22 protein-coding genes and 1 tRNA gene are annotated in these 21,343 nt (G+C 61.8%); 8 read left to right on the top strand and 15 right to left on the bottom strand.

Annotation, left to right across the window (positions count from 1 at the left end):
• Positions 1 to 53: 53 nt before the first annotated feature.
• The 9 genes from atpD to ACEOAC_RS02675 all read right to left on the bottom strand — a co-directional run bounded on the left by atpD (position 54) and on the right by ACEOAC_RS02675 (position 8,676).
• Entirely contained in the window at positions 54 to 1,454 is a 1,401-nt protein-coding gene (gene atpD, locus ACEOAC_RS02715) for a F0F1 ATP synthase subunit beta (protein WP_006461339.1), read from the bottom strand.
• A gap of 57 nt (positions 1,455 to 1,511) precedes the next feature.
• Complete coding sequence (atpG, locus tag ACEOAC_RS02710) at positions 1,512 to 2,384, bottom strand: F0F1 ATP synthase subunit gamma (RefSeq protein WP_077236245.1); 873 nt, start codon at positions 2,382 to 2,384, stop codon at positions 1,512 to 1,514.
• Between the two features lie 30 nt (positions 2,385 to 2,414).
• Positions 2,415 to 3,956 carry a F0F1 ATP synthase subunit alpha gene (gene atpA, locus ACEOAC_RS02705; protein ID WP_006461337.1) on the bottom strand — a complete coding sequence of 514 codons (1,542 nt, stop codon included), beginning with the start codon at positions 3,954 to 3,956 and terminating at the stop codon, positions 2,415 to 2,417.
• 45 nt (positions 3,957 to 4,001) lie between these two features.
• On the bottom strand, positions 4,002 to 4,535 hold the full coding sequence (locus tag ACEOAC_RS02700) for a F0F1 ATP synthase subunit delta (protein WP_077236246.1): 534 nt from the start codon (positions 4,533 to 4,535) through the stop codon (positions 4,002 to 4,004).
• A 1-nt stretch (position 4,536) separates the two neighbouring features.
• A complete protein-coding gene (locus ACEOAC_RS02695; protein ID WP_006461335.1) occupies positions 4,537 to 5,007 on the bottom strand; it encodes a F0F1 ATP synthase subunit B in 471 nt (156 codons plus the stop codon).
• A 74-nt stretch (positions 5,008 to 5,081) separates the two neighbouring features.
• Positions 5,082 to 5,327 carry a F0F1 ATP synthase subunit C gene (gene atpE / locus ACEOAC_RS02690; protein WP_006461334.1) on the bottom strand — a complete coding sequence of 82 codons (246 nt, stop codon included), beginning with the start codon at positions 5,325 to 5,327 and terminating at the stop codon, positions 5,082 to 5,084.
• A gap of 76 nt (positions 5,328 to 5,403) precedes the next feature.
• Positions 5,404 to 6,225, bottom strand: a complete 822-nt coding sequence (atpB, locus tag ACEOAC_RS02685; protein ID WP_006461331.1) for a F0F1 ATP synthase subunit A — start codon at positions 6,223 to 6,225, stop codon at positions 5,404 to 5,406.
• A complete protein-coding gene (locus ACEOAC_RS02680) occupies positions 6,222 to 6,566 on the bottom strand; it encodes an ATP synthase subunit I (protein WP_006461330.1) in 345 nt (114 codons plus the stop codon). Before ACEOAC_RS02680 ends, atpB begins: the two co-directional genes overlap by 4 nt.
• A gap of 592 nt (positions 6,567 to 7,158) precedes the next feature.
• The gene (locus ACEOAC_RS02675) at positions 7,159 to 8,676 is read right to left on the bottom strand and encodes an HD domain-containing phosphohydrolase (RefSeq protein WP_413628672.1); all 1,518 of its coding nucleotides are present in this window, start codon (positions 8,674 to 8,676) and stop codon (positions 7,159 to 7,161) included.
• 202 nt (positions 8,677 to 8,878) lie between these two features.
• On the opposite strand from ACEOAC_RS02675, the gene ACEOAC_RS02670 reads away from it, so the two are divergent.
• From ACEOAC_RS02670 to rfbD, 5 genes are all read left to right on the top strand, one after another.
• A complete protein-coding gene (locus ACEOAC_RS02670) occupies positions 8,879 to 9,664 on the top strand; it encodes an alpha/beta fold hydrolase (RefSeq protein ID WP_413444758.1) in 786 nt (261 codons plus the stop codon).
• Positions 9,665 to 9,901: 237 nt separating this feature from the next.
• Positions 9,902 to 10,981, top strand: a complete 1,080-nt coding sequence (rfbB, locus tag ACEOAC_RS02665) for a dTDP-glucose 4,6-dehydratase (RefSeq protein WP_077236249.1) — start codon at positions 9,902 to 9,904, stop codon at positions 10,979 to 10,981.
• On the top strand, positions 10,978 to 11,880 hold the full coding sequence (gene rfbA, locus ACEOAC_RS02660) for a glucose-1-phosphate thymidylyltransferase RfbA (RefSeq protein ID WP_413444757.1): 903 nt from the start codon (positions 10,978 to 10,980) through the stop codon (positions 11,878 to 11,880). Before rfbB ends, rfbA begins: the two co-directional genes overlap by 4 nt.
• A 22-nt stretch (positions 11,881 to 11,902) precedes the next feature.
• Complete coding sequence (gene rfbC / locus ACEOAC_RS02655; RefSeq protein WP_241811257.1) at positions 11,903 to 12,448, top strand: dTDP-4-dehydrorhamnose 3,5-epimerase; 546 nt, start codon at positions 11,903 to 11,905, stop codon at positions 12,446 to 12,448.
• A complete protein-coding gene (gene rfbD / locus ACEOAC_RS02650; RefSeq protein ID WP_413444756.1) occupies positions 12,445 to 13,365 on the top strand; it encodes a dTDP-4-dehydrorhamnose reductase in 921 nt (306 codons plus the stop codon). Before rfbC ends, rfbD begins: the two co-directional genes overlap by 4 nt.
• A gap of 293 nt (positions 13,366 to 13,658) precedes the next feature.
• On the opposite strand, the gene ACEOAC_RS02645 is transcribed toward rfbD, so the two are convergent.
• Positions 13,659 to 13,734 (bottom strand) — tRNA-Arg (locus ACEOAC_RS02645).
• 233 nt (positions 13,735 to 13,967) lie between these two features.
• Here ACEOAC_RS02645 and ACEOAC_RS02640 point away from each other — a divergent pair.
• Positions 13,968 to 14,528 (top strand): c-type cytochrome, encoded by a 561-nt coding sequence (locus ACEOAC_RS02640; RefSeq protein WP_006461323.1) that lies wholly within the window; start codon positions 13,968 to 13,970, stop codon positions 14,526 to 14,528.
• A gap of 147 nt (positions 14,529 to 14,675) precedes the next feature.
• On the opposite strand, the gene ACEOAC_RS02635 is transcribed toward ACEOAC_RS02640, so the two are convergent.
• The 5 genes from ACEOAC_RS02635 to ACEOAC_RS02615 form a co-directional block, all read right to left on the bottom strand.
• Positions 14,676 to 15,401, bottom strand: a complete 726-nt coding sequence (locus ACEOAC_RS02635) for an OmpA family protein (RefSeq protein ID WP_006461322.1) — start codon at positions 15,399 to 15,401, stop codon at positions 14,676 to 14,678.
• A gap of 444 nt (positions 15,402 to 15,845) precedes the next feature.
• Complete coding sequence (locus ACEOAC_RS02630; protein ID WP_413444755.1) at positions 15,846 to 16,274, bottom strand: hypothetical protein; 429 nt, start codon at positions 16,272 to 16,274, stop codon at positions 15,846 to 15,848.
• Between the two features lie 30 nt (positions 16,275 to 16,304).
• Positions 16,305 to 16,715 carry a phage holin family protein gene (locus ACEOAC_RS02625; RefSeq protein WP_006461320.1) on the bottom strand — a complete coding sequence of 137 codons (411 nt, stop codon included), beginning with the start codon at positions 16,713 to 16,715 and terminating at the stop codon, positions 16,305 to 16,307.
• An 11-nt stretch (positions 16,716 to 16,726) separates the two neighbouring features.
• The gene (locus ACEOAC_RS02620) at positions 16,727 to 17,035 is read right to left on the bottom strand and encodes a DUF883 family protein (RefSeq protein WP_077236255.1); all 309 of its coding nucleotides are present in this window, start codon (positions 17,033 to 17,035) and stop codon (positions 16,727 to 16,729) included.
• Positions 17,036 to 17,327: 292 nt separating this feature from the next.
• Complete coding sequence (locus ACEOAC_RS02615) at positions 17,328 to 18,521, bottom strand: gamma-glutamyl-gamma-aminobutyrate hydrolase family protein (RefSeq protein ID WP_413628671.1); 1,194 nt, start codon at positions 18,519 to 18,521, stop codon at positions 17,328 to 17,330.
• A gap of 316 nt (positions 18,522 to 18,837) precedes the next feature.
• Here ACEOAC_RS02615 and ACEOAC_RS02610 point away from each other — a divergent pair, with 316 nt between their 5' ends.
• Positions 18,838 to 19,359 carry an NAD(P)H-dependent oxidoreductase gene (locus ACEOAC_RS02610; protein WP_102662763.1) on the top strand — a complete coding sequence of 174 codons (522 nt, stop codon included), beginning with the start codon at positions 18,838 to 18,840 and terminating at the stop codon, positions 19,357 to 19,359.
• Positions 19,360 to 19,413: 54 nt separating this feature from the next.
• Positions 19,414 to 21,243, top strand: a complete 1,830-nt coding sequence (kefC, locus tag ACEOAC_RS02605) for a glutathione-regulated potassium-efflux system protein KefC (protein WP_413445475.1) — start codon at positions 19,414 to 19,416, stop codon at positions 21,241 to 21,243.
• Positions 21,244 to 21,343: the final 100 nt, after the last annotated feature.

The raw sequence follows: 21,343 nt of genomic DNA, 5'->3' as shown, positions 1-21,343 counted from the left end.
TCCCTGCCCTGCCTGCCCCGCCAAACAGCGGAACCGGCCGAAGCCGGTCAGTCTTAGTTGATCTTCTTGGCTTTTTCGATTGCTTCTTCGATGGTACCGACCATGTAGAACGCTTGTTCCGGCAGGTGGTCCAGTTCGCCGCTGGCGATCATCTTGAAGCCCTTGATCGTGTCCTTCAGCGAAACGTACTTGCCCGGGGAACCGGTGAACACTTCGGCGACGTGGAAGGGCTGCGACAGGAAACGTTGCATCTTACGTGCACGTGCCACCAGCAGCTTGTCTTCCGGAGCCAGTTCGTCCATGCCCAGAATCGCGATGATGTCACGCAGTTCCTTGTAGCGCTGCAGGGTACCCTGGACCGCGCGGGCGGTCTCGTAGTGTTCCTGGCCGACCACTTGCGGGTCCAGCTGGCGCGAGGTCGAGTCCAGCGGATCGACGGCGGGGTAGATACCCAGCGAGGCGATGTCACGGGACAGAACGACGGTCGAGTCCAAGTGGGCGAAGGTGGTTGCCGGCGACGGGTCGGTCAAGTCATCCGCAGGGACGTAGACGGCCTGGATCGAGGTGATCGAACCGGTCTTGGTCGAGGTGATGCGCTCTTGCAGACGGCCCATTTCTTCGGCCAGCGTCGGCTGGTAGCCCACGGCGGACGGCATACGACCCAGCAGCGCGGACACTTCGGTACCGGCCAGGGTGTAACGGTAGATGTTGTCGACGAAGAACAGAACGTCCTTGCCTTCATCACGGAAGCCTTCGGCGATGGTCAGGCCGGTCAGCGCCACGCGCAGACGGTTGCCCGGCGGTTCGTTCATCTGACCGTAGACCATGGCCACCTTGGAGTTGGCCGGGTTTTCCAGGTCCACCACCTTGGCTTCTGCCATTTCGTGATAGAAGTCGTTACCTTCACGGGTACGCTCACCAACACCGGCGAACACGGACAGACCGCTGTGCGCCTTGGCGATGTTGTTGATCAGTTCCATCATGTTCACGGTCTTGCCGACACCGGCGCCACCGAACAGGCCGACCTTACCACCCTTGGCGAACGGGCAGACCAGGTCAATCACCTTGATGCCGGTTTCCAGCAGCTCTTGCGACGGCGACAGTTCGTCGTATGCAGGAGCCTTGCGGTGGATCGAAGCGGTCTGCTCGTGCGAGACAGGACCGCATTCATCGATCGGGTTACCCAGCACGTCCATGATGCGGCCCAGGGTCGCAGTGCCGACCGGCACCGTGATTGCCTTGCCGGTGTTCGAGATGGTCAGGCCGCGGCGCAGACCGTCCGACGAACCGAGCGCAATGGTACGAACCACGCCGTCACCCAGCTGCTGCTGGACTTCCAGGGTCAGATCCGAACCTTCCAATTTCAAGGCATCGTAAACCTTGGGCATCGCATCGCGGGGAAACTCCACGTCCACCACAGCGCCGATACACTGAACGATTTTGCCATCAGCCATTTTCGTTCCTTCAATAGATAAAATTTAAATTCTGCTTCGCTGCGCTACGTTAGCTGATCAGCCAACTGCGGCCGCACCGGCGACGATTTCCGACAGTTCCTTGGTAATCGCGGCCTGACGAGTCTTGTTGTAGACCAACTTCAACTCGCCGATCACGCTACCGGCGTTGTCGCTCGCCGCCTTCATCGCCACCATGCGCGCCGATTGCTCGGACGCCATGTTCTCGGCGACGGCCTGATAGATCAGTGCTTCGACGTAACGCACCAGCAGCTCGTCCACCACGGATTGCACATCGGGCTCATAGATGTAGTCCCAGGAGTGCGCACCCTCGTCAGCCTTGAGCTTGTCGCTGGTCAGCGGCAGCAGCTGCTGCAGGGTGGCTTCCTGCTTCATCGTGTTGATGAACTTGGTGTACACCAGGTACACCGCGTCCAGCTTGCCTTCCTGGTATGCGTCGAGCAGCACCTTGACGGGGCCGATCAGCTTTTCCAGGTGAGGCGTATCGCCCAGTTGCGTCACGTTGGCGGCCACGCGGGCGCCGATACGATTCAGAAAACCCAGACCCTTGTTGCCAATGGCGACGGTCTCGATGGACTTGCCTTGGCCTTCCAGTTCACGGAACTTGGTGGTCAACAGACGCAGCGAGTTGGTGTTCATGCCGCCGCACAGACCCTTGTCGGTCGTGACGACGATGAAACCAACGCGCTTGGCCGTATCCTGCTGGACCATGAACGGGTGCACGTACTCCGGATTGGCCTGCGACAGGTTGGCCGCAATGTTGCGGATCTTGTCGCTGTACGGGCGGGCTGCGTGCATCCGGTCCTGCGCCTTGCGCATTTTGGATGCAGCGACCATTTCCATCGCCTTGGTGATCTTCTTCGTATTTTCTACGCTCTTGATCTTGCCACGTATCTCTTTACCTGTAGCCATGAGTAAGACTCCTTATAGCTTCAGTAAAAATTAGTACGCGCCGGATTTCTTGAAGTCAGCGATGGCGGCCGCCAGGGCTGCTTCAGCATCCTTATCCAGTTGCTTGGTGTCTTCGATCTTCTTCAACAGGTCAGCGTGGCTGGTCTTCATGAAGTTGTGCAGACCGGCTTCGAAGGCCAGGATCTTCTTCACTTCGACATCGTCCATGTAGCCCTTGTTGACGGCGAACAGGGTCACGGCCATGATCGAGATCGACTGCGGGGTATACTGAGCCTGCTTCAGCAGTTCGGTCACACGTGCACCGCGGTCCAGCTGCTTGCGGGTGGCTTCGTCCAGGTCGGAAGCGAACTGCGCGAAGGCAGCCAGTTCACGGTACTGTGCCAGGTCGGTACGGATACCGCCGGACAGATTCTTGATGACCTTGGTCTGGGCAGCACCACCGACGCGCGACACCGAGATACCGGCGTTGATCGCAGGACGGATACCGGCGTTGAACAGCGAGGTTTCCAGGAAGATCTGGCCGTCGGTGATCGAGATCACGTTGGTCGGAACGAAGGCCGACACGTCACCCGCCTGGGTTTCGATGATCGGCAGTGCGGTCAGGGAACCGGTCTGGCCCTTGACTTCACCGTTGGTGAACTTCTCGACGTAGTCGGCGTTCACGCGGGCAGCACGTTCCAGCAGGCGGCTGTGCAGGTAGAACACGTCGCCAGGGTAGGCTTCACGGCCCGGCGGACGGCGCAGCAGCAGCGACACCTGACGGTAGGCCACGGCTTGCTTGGACAGGTCGTCATAGACGATCAGGGCATCTTGACCGCGGTCGCGGAAGTATTCGCCCATGGCGCAACCCGAGTAGGCCGAAACGTATTGCATCGCAGCCGATTCGGAGGCGGTAGCGGCCACGACGATGGTGTATTCCATCGCGCCGTGCGCTTCCAGTGCGCGCACCACGTTCTTGACCGACGAAGCCTTCTGGCCGATCGCGACGTAGATGCAGGTCATGTTCTGACCCTTTTGATTGATGATGGCGTCGATCGCGACAGCGGTCTTGCCGGTCTGGCGGTCGCCAATGATCAGCTCGCGCTGGCCGCGGCCGACGGGCACCATGGAGTCGATCGACTTCAGGCCGGTCTGCATCGGTTGCGACACGGACTGACGCGCGATCACGCCCGGAGCGATCTTTTCGATCGGGGCGGTCAGCTTGGCGTTGATCGGACCCTTGCCATCGATCGGCTGGCCCAGTGCGTTAACCACGCGGCCCTTCAGTTCAGGACCGATGGGCACTTCCAGGATGCGGCCGGTGCACTTGACAACGTCGCCTTCGGAAATGTGTTCGTATTCGCCCAGGATAACGGCGCCCACCGAGTCACGCTCCAGGTTCAGCGCCAGGCCGAAGGTGTTGCCCGGGAATTCCAGCATCTCACCTTGCATCACGTCGGACAGACCATGGATACGGCAGATACCGTCGGACACGGAAATGACCGTGCCCTGATTGCGAATCTCAGCGGTATCGCCAAGGCCTTGGATCCGGCTCTTGATCAGCTCGCTGATTTCAGATGCGTTGAGTTGCATACTAACTCCTAAAAATTGTTCTTTCGCTTAGCCAGCCAGAGGCACTTACGCGGCCAGAGCAGCTTGCAGCTGCTGCAGCTTCGCGCGCACGGAGGTATCGAACACTTCATCGCCGACCACAACGCGCACACCACCGATCAGGCTGCTGTCCACCGTCACCGAAGGGTTCAGCTTGCGGCCGAACTTCTTCTCCAGTGCCGAGACCACATCCTTGACCTGGGCATCGCTGAGCTCGAAGGCGCTGACGATGTTCGCATCGGCCGAACCTTCCGATGCGTTCTTGAGCGCATGGAATTGTTGGGCGATTTCCGGCAGCAGCACCAGACGGCCATTGTCAGCCAGCGTCTTGACGAAGTTCTGCGCCTCGACGGACAGCGGGGTCTTCAAGGCGGCAGCGAAGACGTCAGCCAGCTTGTCATGGGATACGGAAGGGTTCTGCGCCAGGGCCTGCACCTCAGGATGCGCTGCCACCTGGGCCATCTCGTCGACGAGATCGGACCAGGCTGCCAGGCTGCCTGCCTTGGCCACACGGAACAAGGCTTCAGCGTAAGGACGAGCGATCGTTGCGAGTTCGGCCATATTACAGCTCTGTCTTCAGTTGATTCAGCAAGTCGGCGTGGGCCGCAGCATTCACTTCGCGCTTGAGGATGTGTTCCGCGCCCTTGACGGCGAGCGTTGCGACCTGGCCACGCAGTTCTTCACGCGCCTGGTTCACTTGCTGTTGGGCGTCGGCACGCGCAGCGGCGACGATGCGGGCTGCTTCTTCAGCGGCCGTCTTCTTCGCTTCTTCGATGATCAGCTGAGCGCGCTTTTCGGCTTCGCCGATGCGCTTCTGGCCTTCATCACGTGCCGATGCCAGTTCGCCCTGGATGCGCTTTTCGGCGGCGGCCAGATCGGCCTTACCGCGGTCAGCGGCTGCCAGCCCGTCCGCAATCTTCTTGGCGCGTTCGTCGAGCGCCTTGATCAACGGCGGCCACACGAATTTCATCGTGAAGCCGGCGAGGATGAAGAAGACCACGAACTGCGCAATCAATGTTGCATTTAAGTTCACGGTAATTTCCTTCTCAGAATAACGAGTGCCGGAACCAATCGTCCGGCAGATGAGAATCGGCTATGAAGCGCGAATTACTTGGCGATGAACGGATTTGCGAATGCGAACAGCATGGCGATACCAACGCCGATCAGGAAGGCGGCGTCGATCAGGCCGGCCAGCAGGAACATCTTGGTTTGCAGGGTGTTCATCAGTTCAGGCTGACGTGCGGATGCTTCGAGGTACTTACCGCCCATGATCGCGATACCGATACAAGCGCCGATAGCACCCAGGCCAATGATCAAACCGCAAGCCAGAGCAACGAAAGAGACATCAGTCATGACAATTCCTTAAGAAAAGTTAATTAAATACAAAACCAAAAAAACAAACTGAAAAACAGGTACTGCAAGCCTTGTGTTAGTGCGCTTCGTGCGCCTGGCCCAGGTAAACCAGTGTCAACATCATGAAGATGAATGCTTGGAGCAACACGATCAGGATGTGGAAAATTGCCCAGATAGAACCGGCGATCACATGGCCGATGAAGCCGAATGCGGTCGCGGTCGATCCCAGCAATGCGATCAGCAGGAACAACAGTTCGCCTGCATACATGTTGCCGAACAGTCGCATGCCCAGGGACACGGTCTTGGCGGCGAATTCGATGATGTTCAGCAGCAGGTTGAACGGCGCCAGGTAGATGCCGAACGGTGCTGCGAACAGTTCGTGGATGAAGCCACCGGCACCCTTGATCTTGACGCTGTAATACAGCATCAGGGCCAGCACGCCCAGGGCGATGCCCAGGGTGCCGTTGAGGTCGGCGGTCGGAACGATGCGGTGGTGCATTTCACCCAGGCCGAACAGGCCCAGGATGCCGGAGGCCAGGTCCACCGGCAGGAAGTCCAGCGAGTTCATCAGGGCAACCCAGACGAACACGGTCAGTGCCACTGGAGCGATGAAGGTGCGGTCGCCATGCACGATGGCCTTGGACTGGTCTTCGACCATTTCCACGACCATCTCGACGAAGGCCTGGAAGCGGCCCGGCACGCCCGAGGTCGCCTTGCGGGCGGCCAGGAACATGAAGAAGCAGGCAATCACGCCGCAGAACACGGACCAGAAAATGGTGTCCACGTTCAGGATCGAGAAATCGACGATCTTGGTCTGGTGATGGGTGGAAAGGTGTCCGAGGTGGTGGACAATATATTCAGAGGCTGTCGGCGCGTGCTCAGCGGCTTCTACGGTCATGGTCGGTGTCTAAACAGTAAAATGAAATAACTCTTAAGCACCACGATGAAGCTCAGCAGAAATGCGAGCCAATTGACACCGTGGTACAACCAAACGGTCGCGCCCATGAGCGCAAACGTCGTAGCAATCTTGATAAATTCCCCGAAGAAAAAGGCCATCGGGTTGGTACCACCGGGTTTCTGTGCACTGACATGGAGTCGCAGGGCAAACAGGGCGTTGGGGACGACACAGCAAATCCCGCCCAGCAGAGCAGACCAAAGCGCCGAAAGTCCACCCAACATACCTGCGACCAAAGCAGCGACGACCGTGGTTACGAGCTGCAAGAGAATGATGCGCAGCATATCTATCCAATATCGTGCATGCGCCGCACCCCTTAAGGGCAGACGGCAGCTTAAAAGCCCGGCGATTATAAAGGTTCGTTTTCCGGTAAGTCAAACCTTTTGCGGCCAGATCGGGGCCTTATCTGGGGCACTTCGCGGCGAGTTGTGGCAAAAAGGCAGCCACTTCGATTTTTTGCACTGCAACAAGAGCGATTGCTGATCCATGCATGGCAGCCCTCCTCTTTTCGCGCGGAGCGGGTTCTCCCCTGCTGACTGTTTGTTCAGGTTTGCACAAGCTGCACTGAAATTGCTGGCAAGAATGCACAAAAGGCCAAAAACGGCGCCGGTTTTGCGAACAGCGCTCAATTTAATCAAAAATGTCCTGCAGGGCCAGAAAAATATCCCGCAAATTCAATGATTTACGGAAATTAGCCGGGCGCTCGCAATCGAGCGGCGATTGTACTGACATTTTGTCAGGAAGTTGGAAGTTGTCAGACGACCAAGCTCGCGTTCGAGGTCATATGTTGCAGCACAGCGAATCAACTCAAGAAACGTGAGCCCGGACCGCGACGGGCAGGATCGGCCCGCCTGGCATGCAGTAGAAATACGGTCTTCAGATCAGGCCCAGGTTCAGGCCCTTGAGTGTGGCTGCAGCCCGCGTAGAACAATGCAGCTTGCGGAAAATGCTCTCCACGTGGGTACGCACCGTGGACGGGCTGATCTGCATCACCCGGGCGGCTTCCTTGTTGCTTTCACCCAGGCTGATGCGCCGCAACACCTCGACCTCGCGTTCCGACAGCAACCCTTTGCGGACCGGCACGGGCAAGGAATTGCCGGCGTCGCCGGCGGCGGCAGCGAGCACCCAGCGCACGGCATCGGCGTCGAACAGGCCGTCCGCCGCCTGCTGAGTGAGCAGGTCGGCAGCCTCGCCCATGGTCAACGCGGCCCGCCATGGGCGGCGGGCGCAGAGCGCGGCGTGGGCGGCAGCCACCGCCAGCAGGCGCGCGGGTTGGCCGAGGGTATCGCGGTCCAACCCGCGGAAATAGCCCGTGCCATCCAGGCGCTCATAGAGTTGGGAGGCCAGGGCCGTGTGCTCGCGCAGGGCCGGAATCAATGCGCCGGCGCGCGCCGTCCAGTAGGGTGCCAGGCGGATGCGCTCCCAGTCGTCCACGCCAGGACGCCCCGCGCGCTCCCAGATGGTGTTGGAAACGGAAACCCGACCGATGCCGTGGAGCAAGGCGGCACGCACCAGCCCTTGCTGTTGCAAGGGTGGCAGACCCGCCAGCGCGGCAGCCCGCGCCGCCAGTTCGCTGACGCGACGCGAATAACCGGTCAACCAGGGCAGCTTCAGTTCGATCAGGTCCGCCACGATGCTCAGCGGCACCTCATGGGCGGGCAGCTCACCAGAGGATGCCAGCGTGTCCTGCCCGTCCAGCGCAGCCAGCCATGCGCCGGCCTGCGCTGCTACCCGTTCTGCCAAGGGTGCCGGGTACTTGATACCACCGGAGGCAAGCAGCATGCGGATGGCACTGTCAGTACCGTGCGTGCGGCCCAGGATGTCGAGGTCGCCCGCCAGGCTGGTGTAATACACCAGTGCCGGCACCTGGTCGCCGCTCAGTTGTTGTGGCGCCCCGCTGCCGTCGAAGTGCTCCCAGACATGGCGCAGTCCGGCCTCCACCGCGGGCGGCAGGCCCAGCATGCCGGCCACATCGCCGGCGACCTCGCAATGGATGCGCGCCAGCGGTTCGATATTGGAAAAGGTCAGCGGATGGTCTGGCGGCAAGCCATGACGCAGCATGGCCTCCCGACCACCGACGTCGTCGCCCAGCAGGTTGGCGAAACCTGCGGCATTGGCGGTGCAGCCCGACCAGCGCAGCAAGGCCACCAGGCGCGCATGCAGGATGTCTTGCGCACCGGCGCCGTCCAACTGCGCCACCTGGGCCGCCAACCGTGCGGCGCGCTGCGACTGGGCGGGGGGTTGCCCCATGCTGAGATCGCCCACCAGCGCCAGGACATGCACTGCGACCTCGGCGGAAATCATCGGAACACCGCAGGCAAGCGGATCGGAGGCAGCCAGATCGCTGGCTGGGGCAGGCGCGGCACTGCCGGATGAAATGACGTCGGGAAGCATCCCGACACTGTAGCGGCAACTCCGAGCGTGAGGCAATCAACTCTTCGGTGAATGGGCAGGGCCGGCATGAGGGGCCACCATCGCTGCGCCGCACCCGCTGCCACCCCGGGTCGGTCAATTGACCGATACCGGTGGCCGGAGCGCATTCCTATACTGGCCTCACTGAAACGAACACCCCAACCACCTTCCCAAGGAGAACATCATGAAAGCAACTTCCCGCCTCTTCAGCCTCAAGACCGGCCTCGGCATGCTCGCCATCGCCGCCGCCTTCACCGGCAGCAGCGCCATGGCTGCCGAACCTGCCGAAAAGCCATCGGTGGTGATCGTCCACGGCGCCTTCGCCGACGGCTCCGACTGGGCCAAGGTAATCCCGCTGCTGCAAGCCAAGGGGATCAAGGTCACCGCCGTGCAGAATCCGCTGACCTCGCTGGCCGACGACGTGGCTGCAGCCAAGCGCGCCATCGACAACCAACCGGGCAAGGTGGTGCTGGTCGGCCACTCCTGGGGCGGCACCGTGATCACCGAAGCCGGCAACAATGACAAGGTCGCCAGCCTGGTGTATGTGGCCGCCTTCGCACCGGACGCCGGCCAGGCCACCGGCGATCTGGGCAAGGACCTGCCGGTTCCCCCGGGCATTGCCAAGCTGTCGGTGGACAAGGCCGGCTTCGCCAGCTTGCCGCCGGCCGCTCTGGCCGCTGACTTTGCCCAGGACGTGCCGGCCAAGCAGGCCGCCGTGATGGCCGCGACCCAAGGTCCGATCGCCCTGAAAGCCTTCGGCGACAAGGTCGAGACCGCCGCCTGGAAGACCCGTCCCAGCTGGTACATCGTCAGCAAGAACGACCGCATGATCCAGCCCGACCTGGAACGCGCCTTCGCCAAGCAGATCAACGCCAAGACCACCGAACTGCCGACCAGCCATGTGCCGCAGCAATCGCGTCCGGCCGACGTGGCCAAGGTGATCCTGGATGCCGTGGCGGCCACCCGGTAAGCAGGCTGCCCCCCCTGCCCCGGCTGCTTCGGCCGGGGCAGGGGCACACCCGGCTGCCTTGCCGGATTTCGGCGCATGCAGACTGACCCCGCAGACGATTGCGTCCAAATGCTGCGAACCGGCCTGCGACTCTGACATAATCGCGCTATCCCGTACCAATCAACAGGACCAGCATGATTACCCTCGTCAACCTGCAGGTGGTCTGCCGCCGTCAACCCTGCTGAACCGGGCCGCCCCATGATTTTCATCACTGGCGGTGCCGGCTTCATCGGCAGCAACTTCATCCTCGACTGGTTGACGCAGAGCACGGCCGAACCCGTGCTCAACATCGACAAGCTGACCTACGCCGGCAATCCCTATAACCTGGATGCGGTCGAGAAAGATACGCGCTATGCCTTCGTGCAAGCCGACATCTGCGATGAGACAGCGATGGCTACCTTGCTCTCGCGCTACCGGCCACGCGCGATCATTCACTTCGCCGCCGAAAGCCACGTCGATCGTTCCATCCGCAGTCCCGACGAGTTCATCCGTACCAACGTCAATGGCACCTTCAATCTGCTCAACAGGGCGTTGCAGTATTGGCTGACGCTGCCGGGCCCGGAAAAAACGGACTTCCGCTTCCTGCACATCTCCACCGATGAAGTCTATGGCAGCCTGGCGCCGGAAGATGCGCCATTTACGGAAGCTTCACCGTATGCGCCCAATAGCCTCTACTCGGCGTCCAAGGCGGCATCCGACCATCTGGTGCGGGCCTATCATCAAACCTATGGATTGCCGACACTGACCACCAACTGCTCCAACAACTACGGTCCCTTTCACTTCCCGGAAAAGCTGATCCCGCTGGTCATTTCCAACGCCCTCGCGGGAAATCCCCTTCCTGTCTACGGCGACGGCATGCAGATTCGGGACTGGCTGTTCGTGACCGATCACTGTGCCGCATTGCGAACAGTTCTGGCCAACGGTACGGTAGGCGAGACCTACAACATCGGCGGGGGCAACGAACATACCAATCTGCACGTGGTGCACACCCTCTGCGATATCCTGGATGAACTCGCGGCGCGACCGCAGGGCAGCTATCGCGACCTGATCACCTTCGTCAAGGACCGGCCCGGACATGATCGTCGCTATGCCATCGACGCCGGAAAGATCAAACGCGAACTGGGCTGGCAACCGGCGGAATCCTTCGAGACCGGCATCCGCAAAACGGTGCAGTGGTATCTGGCGCATGGTGAATGGGTACGCCAGGTGCGCTCGGGCGATTACCTGAACTGGCTGCGGCAGCAATACGGCGATCATCCACCGGGAGCACTGATATGAGCGATACGACCCCGCCGGTGCGCCGCAAGGGCATCATCCTCGCCGGAGGCTCTGGCACGCGGCTTTACCCGGCCACCCAGGTTGCCTCCAAACAGCTCATGCCGATCTACGACAAGCCGATGGTGTACTACCCGCTATCGAGCCTGATGCTGGCCGGCATCCGAGATATCCTGCTCATTTCCACTCCGCGCGATACGCCGCGCTTTGCCGAACTGCTGGGAGACGGCCAGCAATGGGGCCTGCAGATCCGCTATGCGGTACAGGCCTCGCCCGACGGACTGGCGCAGGCTTTCCTGATCGGCCAGGATTTCATCGGCAATGATCCTTGTGCGCTCATTCTGGGAGACAACATATTCTACGGACGCGACCTGGAACCGCCGATGCGCCAGGCCAATGCTCGTACCGATGGCGCGACCATCTTTGCCTACCATGTACAGGATCCGGAACGCTACGGTGTGGTCGAATTCGACCCGTCACGCCGGGTAATCGGCATCGAAGAAAAACCGGCGCAGCCGAAATCCAATTTCGCAGTGACCGGCCTCTACTTCTACGACAACCAGGTGGTCGACATTGCCCGCACCATCCGCCCCTCGGCACGTGGGGAGCTGGAAATCACCGATATCAACCGCAGCTACCTGGCACGTGGGCAATTGCAGGTGGAACTGATGGGACGCGGCATCGCCTGGCTCGATACCGGCACCCATGAATCGCTGCTGGATGCAGGCCAGTTCATCGCCACCATCGAGAAGCGTCAGGGCCTGAAAGTCGCCTGCCCCGAAGAGATCGCCTATCGTCGAGGCTATATCGATGCCCTCCAGCTGGAGAGGCTTGCCGAGCCGTTGAAGAACAATGCCTATGGCAAGTATCTGCTTCAGCTGCTGACCGAAATGAGTTATTAACTGCCATCGCGGCTACCATTCCATGCTGGTCACCCCCACTCCCCTAGCGGGCCTGATGCTGATCCAACCCCAGGTCTTCAGCGACAGTCGCGGCTTCTTCTACGAAAGCTTCAACGAGCGCGACTTCCGCGCACGGACCGGGGCCGATGTCCGTTTCGTACAGGATAACCACTCCCTCTCCGCGCGCGGCGTCGTGCGCGGTCTGCACTACCAGCTCCCGCAGGCACAGGGCAAGCTGGTGCGGGTCACCCGGGGTGCAGTGCTGGATGTGGTGCTTGATATCCGTCGCAGCTCGCCCACTTTCGGTCAGTGGTTCAGCCAGGTGCTGAGCGCAAGCAACAAGCTGCAACTCTGGCTGCCGGCGGGATTCGCGCATGGATTCTCGGTCCTGGAAGATGAGACCGAATGCCTTTACAAGACCACCGATTACTGGATGCCGGAACAGGAACACACCATTCTCTGGAATGACCCGGCGTTGGCCATCGATTGGCAACTGCAAGGGGAACCTATCCTGTCCGACAAGGATAGAAACGGGATTCCGCTGGCGCAGGCCGCGGTGTTCGAATGAAGCGCTTGCGCATCCTGCTCACTGGCGCATCGGGGCAGGTGGGCCAAGCGTTGGCGCAACGACTGCATGGCGAAGAATTATTCACTCCCACACGCTCTGAGCTGAATCTTGAAGACAGTGCGGCCATCCTCCGCTACGTGGACCGGACCCGGCCCGACCTGATCATCAATCCGGCGGCCTACACTGCTGTCGACAAGGCCGAAAGCGAACCTGAGGTGGCCATTGCCATCAACGCCGTCGCCCCCCGGGTACTGGCGCGCGCGGCCCGGCACCACGGTATCGGGCTAATTCACTTCTCGACCGATTATGTGTTTGATGGCATGCAGTCTGAACCCTACCGGGAAGATGACCTGACGGCACCACTGAACGTCTACGGTCGCAGCAAGCGGGATGGTGAGATCGCCGTGCTGGAAGAGTGCGATGCCGCCTGGATACTGCGAACGAGCTGGGTCTATTCTGCCCACGGCCGCAATTTCCTGAACACCATCCTGCAACTTGCGCAGCAGCGCAGGCAGTTGAGCATTGTTGCCGACCAGTGGGGAGCGCCGACCTGGGCTCGCACGATAGCGGACGTCGTAGCGCGCATGCTGGGGGACGACGGCAGGATGACGCTGAGCTCTCGCATGCAACACACCTGCGGCGTGTATCACCTCAGCTCGCGCGGCGCCACCAACTGGCAGCAGTACGCCTGCCGCATTGTGGAAGCCATGCCTGCCCTGGGCCTGCAAGCACAGCTATCGCCCGCCGAGGTGGCACCCATTTCCAGTGCTGCGTATCCGACGCCGGCGCAACGTCCGAGCAATTCCCGCTTGTGCACGGACAAGCTCACGCGCGTTTTCGGCATCACTCTTCCCGACTGGGACCAGGCGCTGGATGAGTGTCTGCGCGAAATGAAACAAGAAACGGGACAAGACTAAGCGTCAATGCCGTGCCGCGCATCCGCAGCCTGCAGGCTGAGAGACATATCAAACATCTCACAATGTCGACCTGCGCCGGCTGGACATTGATATCGCGCAAAGTATTTGCCGTATAAGCAAAGGATAATATTTCCCAGCAGAATACGTTGCTGTTTTGATAATTTTGTATCGCATGGATGTCTGCTTTGCCGGAATGACTAATTCTTTTCCAGACTGGCTGAAGGAGTTCCGGACAGGACGGCCCGACATTGCAGGGCACAGGGCGGCGGGCAGGTGACGGCGAAGGGGGAAAGTGGCGCGGCTGGCGGGGATCGAACCCACGACCCTTGGCTTCGGAGGCCAATACTCTATCCACTGAGCTACAGCCGCGCTGACGGGGCGAACCCCGGAAAGGCCTGAAGGATACCCCCTTTCCCTCTGGACGTCCATGGCGCTCGCGGTTTTTCCGTGTCAAACGGAAAGCATTGTGACTATAATCAAGAGTTCGGCGAGAGAGCGCAATGAAAGCCCTGCCTGATCCTAGTTCCACGCAATGCCAGGCGATACAAAGGGAACCGACGTTTTCCGCCCCAATTTCGAGGAAACATTACGGAGGGACGCCAATGAGCTCAGCTCAGCATGAACACGAGTCGGCAATCAAGACTCCCAAGCAATTGATCGCAGCGGTAGTCGCAGGTTTTATGGTCCCCATCGTGTGCATCGTGCTACTGGTGCAGTACGTGACCAACGGCCAGAAGACCGGGGCCGGCTCCGACAGTCAGACGCCCGAGATGATCGCGGCGCGCATCAAGCCCGTCTCCGATGACGGCTTCACTTTCCGCGATGCCAACGGCCCCAAGCAACTGCTCTCGGGCGAAGAAGTCTACAAGACCACCTGTGCCGCCTGCCATGGCGCCGGCGTGGCAGGCGCGCCCAAGGTGGGCGATGCCGCTTCCTGGCAAGCCCGGATCGCACAAGGCTATGACACCCTGGTCACGCACGCCATCAACGGTCTGCGCGCCATGCCCGCCAAGGGTGGCAACCCGGACCTGGACGATGTGGAAATCCAGCGTACCGTGGCCTACATGGCCAACCAGTCCGGTGGCAAGTTCAAGGAACCGGAAGCAAAGGCGCCCGCCGCCGCTGAAGGTGCCGCTCCCGCTGCAGACGCACCCGCCAAGTAAGACCTGCATCCCGCCGGAAATCATTCGTCGTCAAAAAAAATCCCCGAATCGAATTCGGGGATTTTTCATTTCCGGCCGCCCTGCCATGCTGCGAAGGCGCCAGTTGCCGGCGGCGCGCATGGCACCTTCCGGCTGGCCATCCCAAGCTCAATAACGCGGCGGAGGCGGCGGGGGATAGCCACCCGGCGCATAGCCTGCCGGAGCTTGCTGGGCGGGTGCTGCAGCCTGTTGCTCGGCCACGAAGATTTCCACACGACGGTTCTTGGCGCGGTTGGCATCCGAATTGTTCGGCACCAGCGGCTCATGTGAACCACGCCCCATGATCACGAAACGATTGGCCGCTACGCCGCGCGAGCTCAGGTAGTCGCGCGTACGGGCTGCACGCTGTTGGGACAGCGGGTCGTTGATGGCATCACTGCCGGTGTTGTCGGTGTGGCCAACGATGGTGACCGTGGTTGCCGGATTTTCCACCAGCGTGGCGGCGAAGCGATCCAGCACCGGACGCATCTCGGGCTTGATGTCGGCACGACCCGTATCAAAGGAGATGTCACTCGGGATTTCCAGCTTCAGGCGGTTGTCCGCGGTCTGGGTGACCTGCACGCCAGTGCCCTGGGTTGCCTGTTCCATGGCGCGCTTCTGGTTTTCCATACGGTTGGACCAGATGTTGCCCGCTACCGCGCCGATGGCGCCACCAATAGCCGCACCACCCAGGGCGCGTCCGCCACCACCACCACCGGTGGCTGCGCCGATGATGCCACCCAGGCCGGCGCCGATACCTGCACCGGTAGCCGTGCCACGTTGCGTCGGGCTCATGTCGGCGCAGCCGGAAAGCGCCAGCACACCGGCGATCGCCGCAATGGAGAGTTTCTTCATGTCATGTCCTTTCTTGTCTTTTAGGGCCTGTTCACATTTAATCTACGAGTGCGAGAGGTCGCCAAGCGTTGACTGCCTAGGCGCAGCGACGCGCCGTAGTGGTGCTACGGCAAGGAGCTGCAACAACGGCAGGCGACGCTTGGCGGCCTCTCCCGGAGGGTTGGCGCCAGAAGGCGCGCTGGCGGCGTTGCATGTCAGGACTGGTGGTACCACCACCAGCCCTGACGCGCGCCTTGCCACCACGCCTTCTGGCGCCAACGCATCTCGCAGATTAAATGTGAACAGGCCCTAGTCTTGTTGTCCGGGCCATCGGCCGGTCTTCCTCAGAGCATTCGCCGGCCCGATATGTTCCTGCTCGGGAAATGCACCCGCCAAATTACAAAGGCATCCGGATGAACGGATGCCTTTGGGTGAAACGGCCGGTGCAAACAGAACCAAGCAGAACTAGTCAGGCTGCGACGGTCCTTCCAGTTCCACCGTCCCGTTGCCGCCCGACCCTCCGCGCTGGCTGAAATAATAGGCCAGCCCACCCACGGCGGCGATGACGCCACCCATCATCAGCGGCTTGCGCAGCCAGCGACGCGACAGCAGCGAGGCGCCTGTCATCAGCAATGGCGTCACCGTCTGCAGATTCAGGTTGCCCAGCCCGCCGCTGCTGATCGACTTGATCGACTGAACCGTCTTGCCGCCGCCAAACAGCGAAGCGGCAAAATGGCCAACGCGGCTCAAGGCCCCCTTGGCCAGCGACTCGGCGCTGAGATTTTCGCGCACCACCTCACGCGACTCCATCACACCCAGCCGATACAGCGCACCCTGCGCCAGTACCTTGCGCTTGCGCTCCTCATGGGTCATGCCGTGATCCAGGTCTGTCATGCTGTCCTCGTTCTGATGGAAAACTTGCACTTACAACAGTGCATCACGATCCTTGCGCAGCTCGGTCATGGTCTGCGGCAGCGAAAGCTTGCCCTGCTGCAGCACCGAGCGGGCGTACCACACCAGCCCGACCGTCGCCGCAGTGAAAAAGGCGCCCAGCAGGGCCAGGATCTTCCAGCCCCAGGCGTCCCAGGCCAGCATCACGATCAGCACCGACCAGAAGGCGATGGCAAACCACAAGCCCACCGCCGCCAGCACGAAGATGACAGCAAAGCGCAGCAGGTTGGCACCGATTTCGGACATCTCCAGCGATGCCAGCTCGATACGGCTGATGATCAGGCCGAGCAGGTTCTTGGCCAGGCCCAGGAGCCCCGCCGTCAATCCGGGGTGGGCGGCCTGGGCGGTGGAAGCCGCCGGACTTTCCTTGTGGGGCGTCGCCATCGGCGCGGCGCTTACTTGCTACGACCGATGACCAGGCCCACCAGCAGGCCCAGCCCGGCCGAAATGGCCACGGCGCGCCACGGATTTTCGTGGACATAGTCGTCGGTCTTGGCAGCCACTTCCTTGCCCTTCTCGATGGCGGCAGCCTGTGCGCCCTGGGCCGCTTCGGCAGCAGCTTCCAGCAGGGTCAGGCCCTTGGCGCGCAATTCGTCAGCCTTTTCACCGGTGGCAGCAGCGGCCTCGGCGAACAATGCCTGGGCGTCCTTGACCAGGGTCTTCATGTCGTTGCGGACGGTCTTCAGTGCGGGGGATTGAGGCATTTAAATTCTCCTTTTTTGCCGGTTATGGAAAAGACTAGCAAGTCGTCGCATCCCTTTCGCCACTTGCCCCATGTCCAGGCTGAGGCGAGCAGGTTTGCTGCGTTGCGACGAGCTTTTGATTCTACAGAGTCCGCTCCCTGGCGGATAGCGCCTTGCCAGCCTGCTGCACATGCATTGGAGCAGGCTTGCGCCAGCGCAAACTGGTTCGATGATGCGGTGGACGTTAGGTTCCGGCGGATTCTCCCGACACAGGGCGTGTCGAGAGGCCATCAGAACCAGAACCGGCCGACCATCAGAAGCGGGTTTCCCGCGCGGCACGCAGGAAACTGTCAAGGATGGGGGTGCAATCCAGCAGCTCGGCTCCACCGGCGCGGTGGAATTCCGGGTGCCACTGCAGGCCCATCACGAACGGCGCCTTGCGATAGCGGATGGCCTCCACGATCTGGTCCGGGCCCGATACCGCTTCCACCGACAGGTCGCGCCCGAGGTCACGTACCGCCTGGTGGTGAATCGAGTTGACGATGGCATTCTCGGTCTTGACCATCCCTGCCAACGACGAGCCCTGGGGGAAATGCAGCGCGTGATAATTGCTGTCGTACTGGTCATTGACGTGCAGGATGGCGGTCGGCACATCGGTAGCGATGTCCTGATACAGCGTGCCGCCAAAGGCCACGTTGATCAGCTGGCAACCGCGGCAGATCCCCAGCACCGGCTTGCCGGCCTCGATGAACTCGTGCAGCAGCTCCAGTTCGTACATGTCGCGCACCCGGTCACCGCTCCACTCCGGGCGCGTGGCAGCCTGGGCATAGCTCTGCGGCGAGACGTCGGCCCCACCCTGCAAGACCAGCCCATCGAGGTGCTTGGCATAGTCCCGCAGGCGGATATTGCTGGGGTGGACCAGGCCATTGGTATTGACGGTCGGGATCATGAAGACCAGCACATCGCGCGACATGACCCACTGCGCAATCGATTCCTCCAGATATTGCAGGGTCTTGCTGCGCAGGCCCTTGGCACCGCTTTCCGGATGGAAGATACGGGCCGACACGCCGATCTTCAACGTCCGCTGCATGACCCGGCGACCGGCCTTGTCCGACAGCTGGCGCAGGCGCGCCGTGAGGAAACGCCAGGTCTGCGCCCAGGGCGCGTCGCCGGCATGATGGGGCGGCGGGGGCAAGGAGGAATAGGGACTTTGCTGCGGACTTTGCTGCGCCTGTGCCTGGGTCGCTTCCGCTGCAGGCTGGGCACCAGGTCCAGGCTGCACGGAAGCGGCGGCAGCAGCAGCAGGATCGACCGGCGTAGGCACTACGGGCTGGACCACGGGGCTGGCGGCAACGCTCACGGTGGAGCCCGCAACCGGCGGCGTCCCGGCAGGGTTCTGGGAGGCGGCCGGCGCCCCGGAGGCGTCGGCGGAGACAGGCTTGGCCGCGGCCGTACCCGGGGTGCGGTCAGGCGGCAGGTTGGCTTCGGAATCTTGGATGTCGGACATGGCTGCAATAAGTGATCTGGATGGATGAACTGCCGCGCGCATCATGGGCCACGCGCCTGGCGACAATCTACGACAGAGGACCCGGGGAGTGGCTGAGTATAAGCGCATTGCCCGGCTTTGGACACCTGTCGCCCGGCAAGGCGGCTGTGCCCGCGGCAGCCGGTGCCGGCAAGCAGTTTCATACAAGCCGCCGCTCCTGCTTTCATGGCACACTCCTTTCCCTCGTACTGGCAGACAACACAAAGGCCGTGCATGTTCCGGCCAATTTCACCGGATCTGCCAGGCCCGGCCAGATCAACCGTCCAGCTCCGCCACCATGTCCAAGGTCCTGATCCTCTACGCCCATCCCGCTGCCGAGCTTTCGCGCACCAACCACCTCATGCTGGAAGCCGCTGCCCGGCTGCCCGAGGTGCGGGTCCACGATCTCTATGAGCATTACCCGGATTTCCACATCGACATCGCGCACGAACAGCAACTGTTGAGCGAGGCCGAACTGATCGTGATGCAGCATCCCATCCACTGGTACAGCATGCCGGCGCTGCAGAAGGAATGGCTGGACCGCGTGCTCGCCCGAGGCTGGGCCTTCGGCCACGACGGCCACGCGCTGCAGGGCAAGCGATTCTGGCTGGTGGCCTCCACCGGCGGCGAGACCGCCTCCTACAGCAGTGACGGCCGCCACGGCCACCGCTTCGAGGACTTCCTCCCGCCTTACCAGCAGACCGCCCGCCTGTGCGGCATGCAATGGGTGGAACCGCTGATCCTGCACGGCGCCCACCATATCCCACCGGTGCAATTCCAGCACCACGTAGAACGCTATCTGGAGGGCCTGCAGGCATGATGCGCAGCCCCCTCCCTCCACACCCGACCCCATTTCTGAAAACTGGACGCTCCCATGGATGAACAACTGCTCATCGCCCTGGTTTATCTGCTCGCCGCGGTGGCCGCCGTGCCCATCGCCAAGCGCCTGGGCCTGGGCGCCGTGCTGGGCTACCTGCTGGCCGGCATCGTCATCGGCCCCTGGGGGCTGGGACTGATCACCGAGGTCAAGCACATCCTCGAATTTTCCGAGTTCGGCGTGGTGCTGCTGCTGTTCCTGATCGGCCTGGAACTCGATCCCAAGCGCCTGTGGGCCTTGCGCCGCTCCATCTTCGGCTGGGGCAGCGTGCAGGTCGCCAGTGTCTCGCTGGCCCTCTTCGCAGCGGCCCTGGCAGCCGGCGTACCCTGGCGCATCGCCCTGATCGCCGCACTGGGGATGTCGCTCTCTTCCACCGCCATCGCCCTGGCCACGCTGGGCGAACGCAAGCTCACCGCCACCCCGGCCGGCGCCGCCGGCTTTTCCATCCTGCTGTTCCAGGACATCGCCGCCATCCCGATGATGGCCGCCGTTCCCCTCCTGGGCGTGGCGGCCAGCCAGGGCAGTGGCCAGGGCTGGTTGCACGCTGGCCAGGTGGCCCTGGTGATCGGCCTGCTGATCTTCGGTGGGCGCGTGCTGATCCGCCCCATCCTGCGCATCATCGCCAAGACCGACATGCGCGAAATCTTCACCGCCTTCGCCCTGCTGCTGGTGATCGCCACCTGCCTGCTGATGCAGTCGGTGGGCATGTCGATGGCGCTGGGGACCTTCCTGGCCGGCGTGCTGCTGGCCGATTCCGAATATCGTCATGCGCTCGAAAGCGACCTGGAACCCTTCAAGGGCCTGCTGCTGGGCCTGTTCTTCATCGCCGTGGGCATGTCGGTGGACTTCGGCGTGTTCCTCGCGCAGCCCTGGCGCATCATCGGCATGGTGCTCGGCTTTCTGGCCATCAAGACCAGTGTGATGTGGGTCCTCGGCCGCTGCTTCGGTATTCCCCGCGGACAGCAATTGTTCTTCGCCTTCCTGCTCTCCCAGGGTGGGGAATTCGCCTTCATCGTCTTCGGCGCGGCGGTCACCGCCAAGGTGCTCACGCCCGAGATCTCTTCCATGCTGGTGGTGGTAGTGGCCTTGTCGATGCTGATCACGCCGCTCATGCTCCTGGTGCACGACCGCCTGCTGGTGCGCTGGCTGGAAGGCGGCAAGCGCCGTCCGGAAGACAAGATCGATCCGCAGGACCATCAGGTCATCATCGCCGGCTTCGGCCGCTTCGGCCAGATCGTCGGCCGCCTGCTGGCCGCCAATGGCATCGGCGCCACCGTGCTGGACCATGACCCGGACCAGATCGATTTCCTGCGCAAGTTCGGCTTTAAGGTGTTCTATGGCGATGCCACCCGCATCGACCTGTTGCGTACCGCCGGTGCCGACAAGGCGCGCGTACTGGTGATCGCCATCGACGATGCGCAAGCCGCGCTGGAGATGGTGGACAAGGTCCGCGAAGAATTCCCGCACCTGCAGATCGCGGCCCGCGCCCGCAACGTCACCCATCTCTACGACCTGATGGATCGCGGCGTGACCGTCCTGGAGCGCGAAACCTTCGAGAGCGCCCTGCACATGGGCCGGCAGGTGTTGCAGCAGCTGGACTTCGGCGCCTATCGCGCCCGCGAGGCGGCCATGAAATTCCGTGCCCATAATCTCAAGACCCTGGAAGCGCTCTATCCGCACTACAAGAACCAGGCGCAGATGGTATCGATGGCCGCACAGGCAAGAGAGGAACTGCAGGCCATGTTCGCCGGCGACCGCGAGGCGCTGGAGCGCGATCACTCGCACGACCAGTGGCGCCAGGAACCGCCCGCACCGCCCACGCCATAAAAAAGGGCCGGACACGCTTGCGCACATCCGGCCAAATCCCTCACTGCTTACTGCTTACCACTTACTACAAGACTACCTACTGCTCACTACTCACAACTAC

This window comes from Herbaspirillum frisingense (genome assembly GCF_047325095.1).
Taxonomy (GTDB): domain Bacteria; phylum Pseudomonadota; class Gammaproteobacteria; order Burkholderiales; family Burkholderiaceae_D; genus Herbaspirillum; species Herbaspirillum frisingense.
Note: the sequence above shows the minus strand (reverse complement) of the source record. Positions and strands in the feature narration are given on the sequence as shown.

What these genes read in the sequence shown, in the direction of transcription:
- atpD (WP_006461339.1), bottom strand. Translation starts at nt 1,454, where the DNA reads ATGGCTGATGGCAAAATCGTTCAGTGTATCGGCGCTGTGGTGGACGTG.
- atpG (WP_077236245.1), bottom strand. Translation starts at nt 2,384, where the DNA reads ATGGCTACAGGTAAAGAGATACGTGGCAAGATCAAGAGCGTAGAAAAT.
- atpA (WP_006461337.1), bottom strand. Translation starts at nt 3,956, where the DNA reads ATGCAACTCAACGCATCTGAAATCAGCGAGCTGATCAAGAGCCGGATC.
- ACEOAC_RS02700 (WP_077236246.1), bottom strand. Translation starts at nt 4,535, where the DNA reads ATGGCCGAACTCGCAACGATCGCTCGTCCTTACGCTGAAGCCTTGTTC.
- atpE (WP_006461334.1), bottom strand. Translation starts at nt 5,327, where the DNA reads ATGACTGATGTCTCTTTCGTTGCTCTGGCTTGCGGTTTGATCATTGGC.
- atpB (WP_006461331.1), bottom strand. Translation starts at nt 6,225, where the DNA reads ATGACCGTAGAAGCCGCTGAGCACGCGCCGACAGCCTCTGAATATATT.
- ACEOAC_RS02680 (WP_006461330.1), bottom strand. Translation starts at nt 6,566, where the DNA reads ATGCTGCGCATCATTCTCTTGCAGCTCGTAACCACGGTCGTCGCTGCT.
- ACEOAC_RS02675 (WP_413628672.1), bottom strand. Translation starts at nt 8,676, where the DNA reads ATGCTTCCCGACGTCATTTCATCCGGCAGTGCCGCGCCTGCCCCAGCC.
- ACEOAC_RS02670 (WP_413444758.1), top strand. Translation starts at nt 8,879, where the DNA reads ATGAAAGCAACTTCCCGCCTCTTCAGCCTCAAGACCGGCCTCGGCATG.
- rfbB (WP_077236249.1), top strand. Translation starts at nt 9,902, where the DNA reads ATGATTTTCATCACTGGCGGTGCCGGCTTCATCGGCAGCAACTTCATC.
- rfbA (WP_413444757.1), top strand. Translation starts at nt 10,978, where the DNA reads ATGAGCGATACGACCCCGCCGGTGCGCCGCAAGGGCATCATCCTCGCC.
- rfbC (WP_241811257.1), top strand. Translation starts at nt 11,903, where the DNA reads ATGCTGGTCACCCCCACTCCCCTAGCGGGCCTGATGCTGATCCAACCC.
- rfbD (WP_413444756.1), top strand. Translation starts at nt 12,445, where the DNA reads ATGAAGCGCTTGCGCATCCTGCTCACTGGCGCATCGGGGCAGGTGGGC.
- ACEOAC_RS02640 (WP_006461323.1), top strand. Translation starts at nt 13,968, where the DNA reads ATGAGCTCAGCTCAGCATGAACACGAGTCGGCAATCAAGACTCCCAAG.
- ACEOAC_RS02635 (WP_006461322.1), bottom strand. Translation starts at nt 15,401, where the DNA reads ATGAAGAAACTCTCCATTGCGGCGATCGCCGGTGTGCTGGCGCTTTCC.
- ACEOAC_RS02630 (WP_413444755.1), bottom strand. Translation starts at nt 16,274, where the DNA reads ATGACAGACCTGGATCACGGCATGACCCATGAGGAGCGCAAGCGCAAG.
- ACEOAC_RS02625 (WP_006461320.1), bottom strand. Translation starts at nt 16,715, where the DNA reads ATGGCGACGCCCCACAAGGAAAGTCCGGCGGCTTCCACCGCCCAGGCC.
- ACEOAC_RS02620 (WP_077236255.1), bottom strand. Translation starts at nt 17,035, where the DNA reads ATGCCTCAATCCCCCGCACTGAAGACCGTCCGCAACGACATGAAGACC.
- ACEOAC_RS02615 (WP_413628671.1), bottom strand. Translation starts at nt 18,521, where the DNA reads ATGTCCGACATCCAAGATTCCGAAGCCAACCTGCCGCCTGACCGCACC.
- ACEOAC_RS02610 (WP_102662763.1), top strand. Translation starts at nt 18,838, where the DNA reads ATGTCCAAGGTCCTGATCCTCTACGCCCATCCCGCTGCCGAGCTTTCG.
- kefC (WP_413445475.1), top strand. Translation starts at nt 19,414, where the DNA reads ATGGATGAACAACTGCTCATCGCCCTGGTTTATCTGCTCGCCGCGGTG.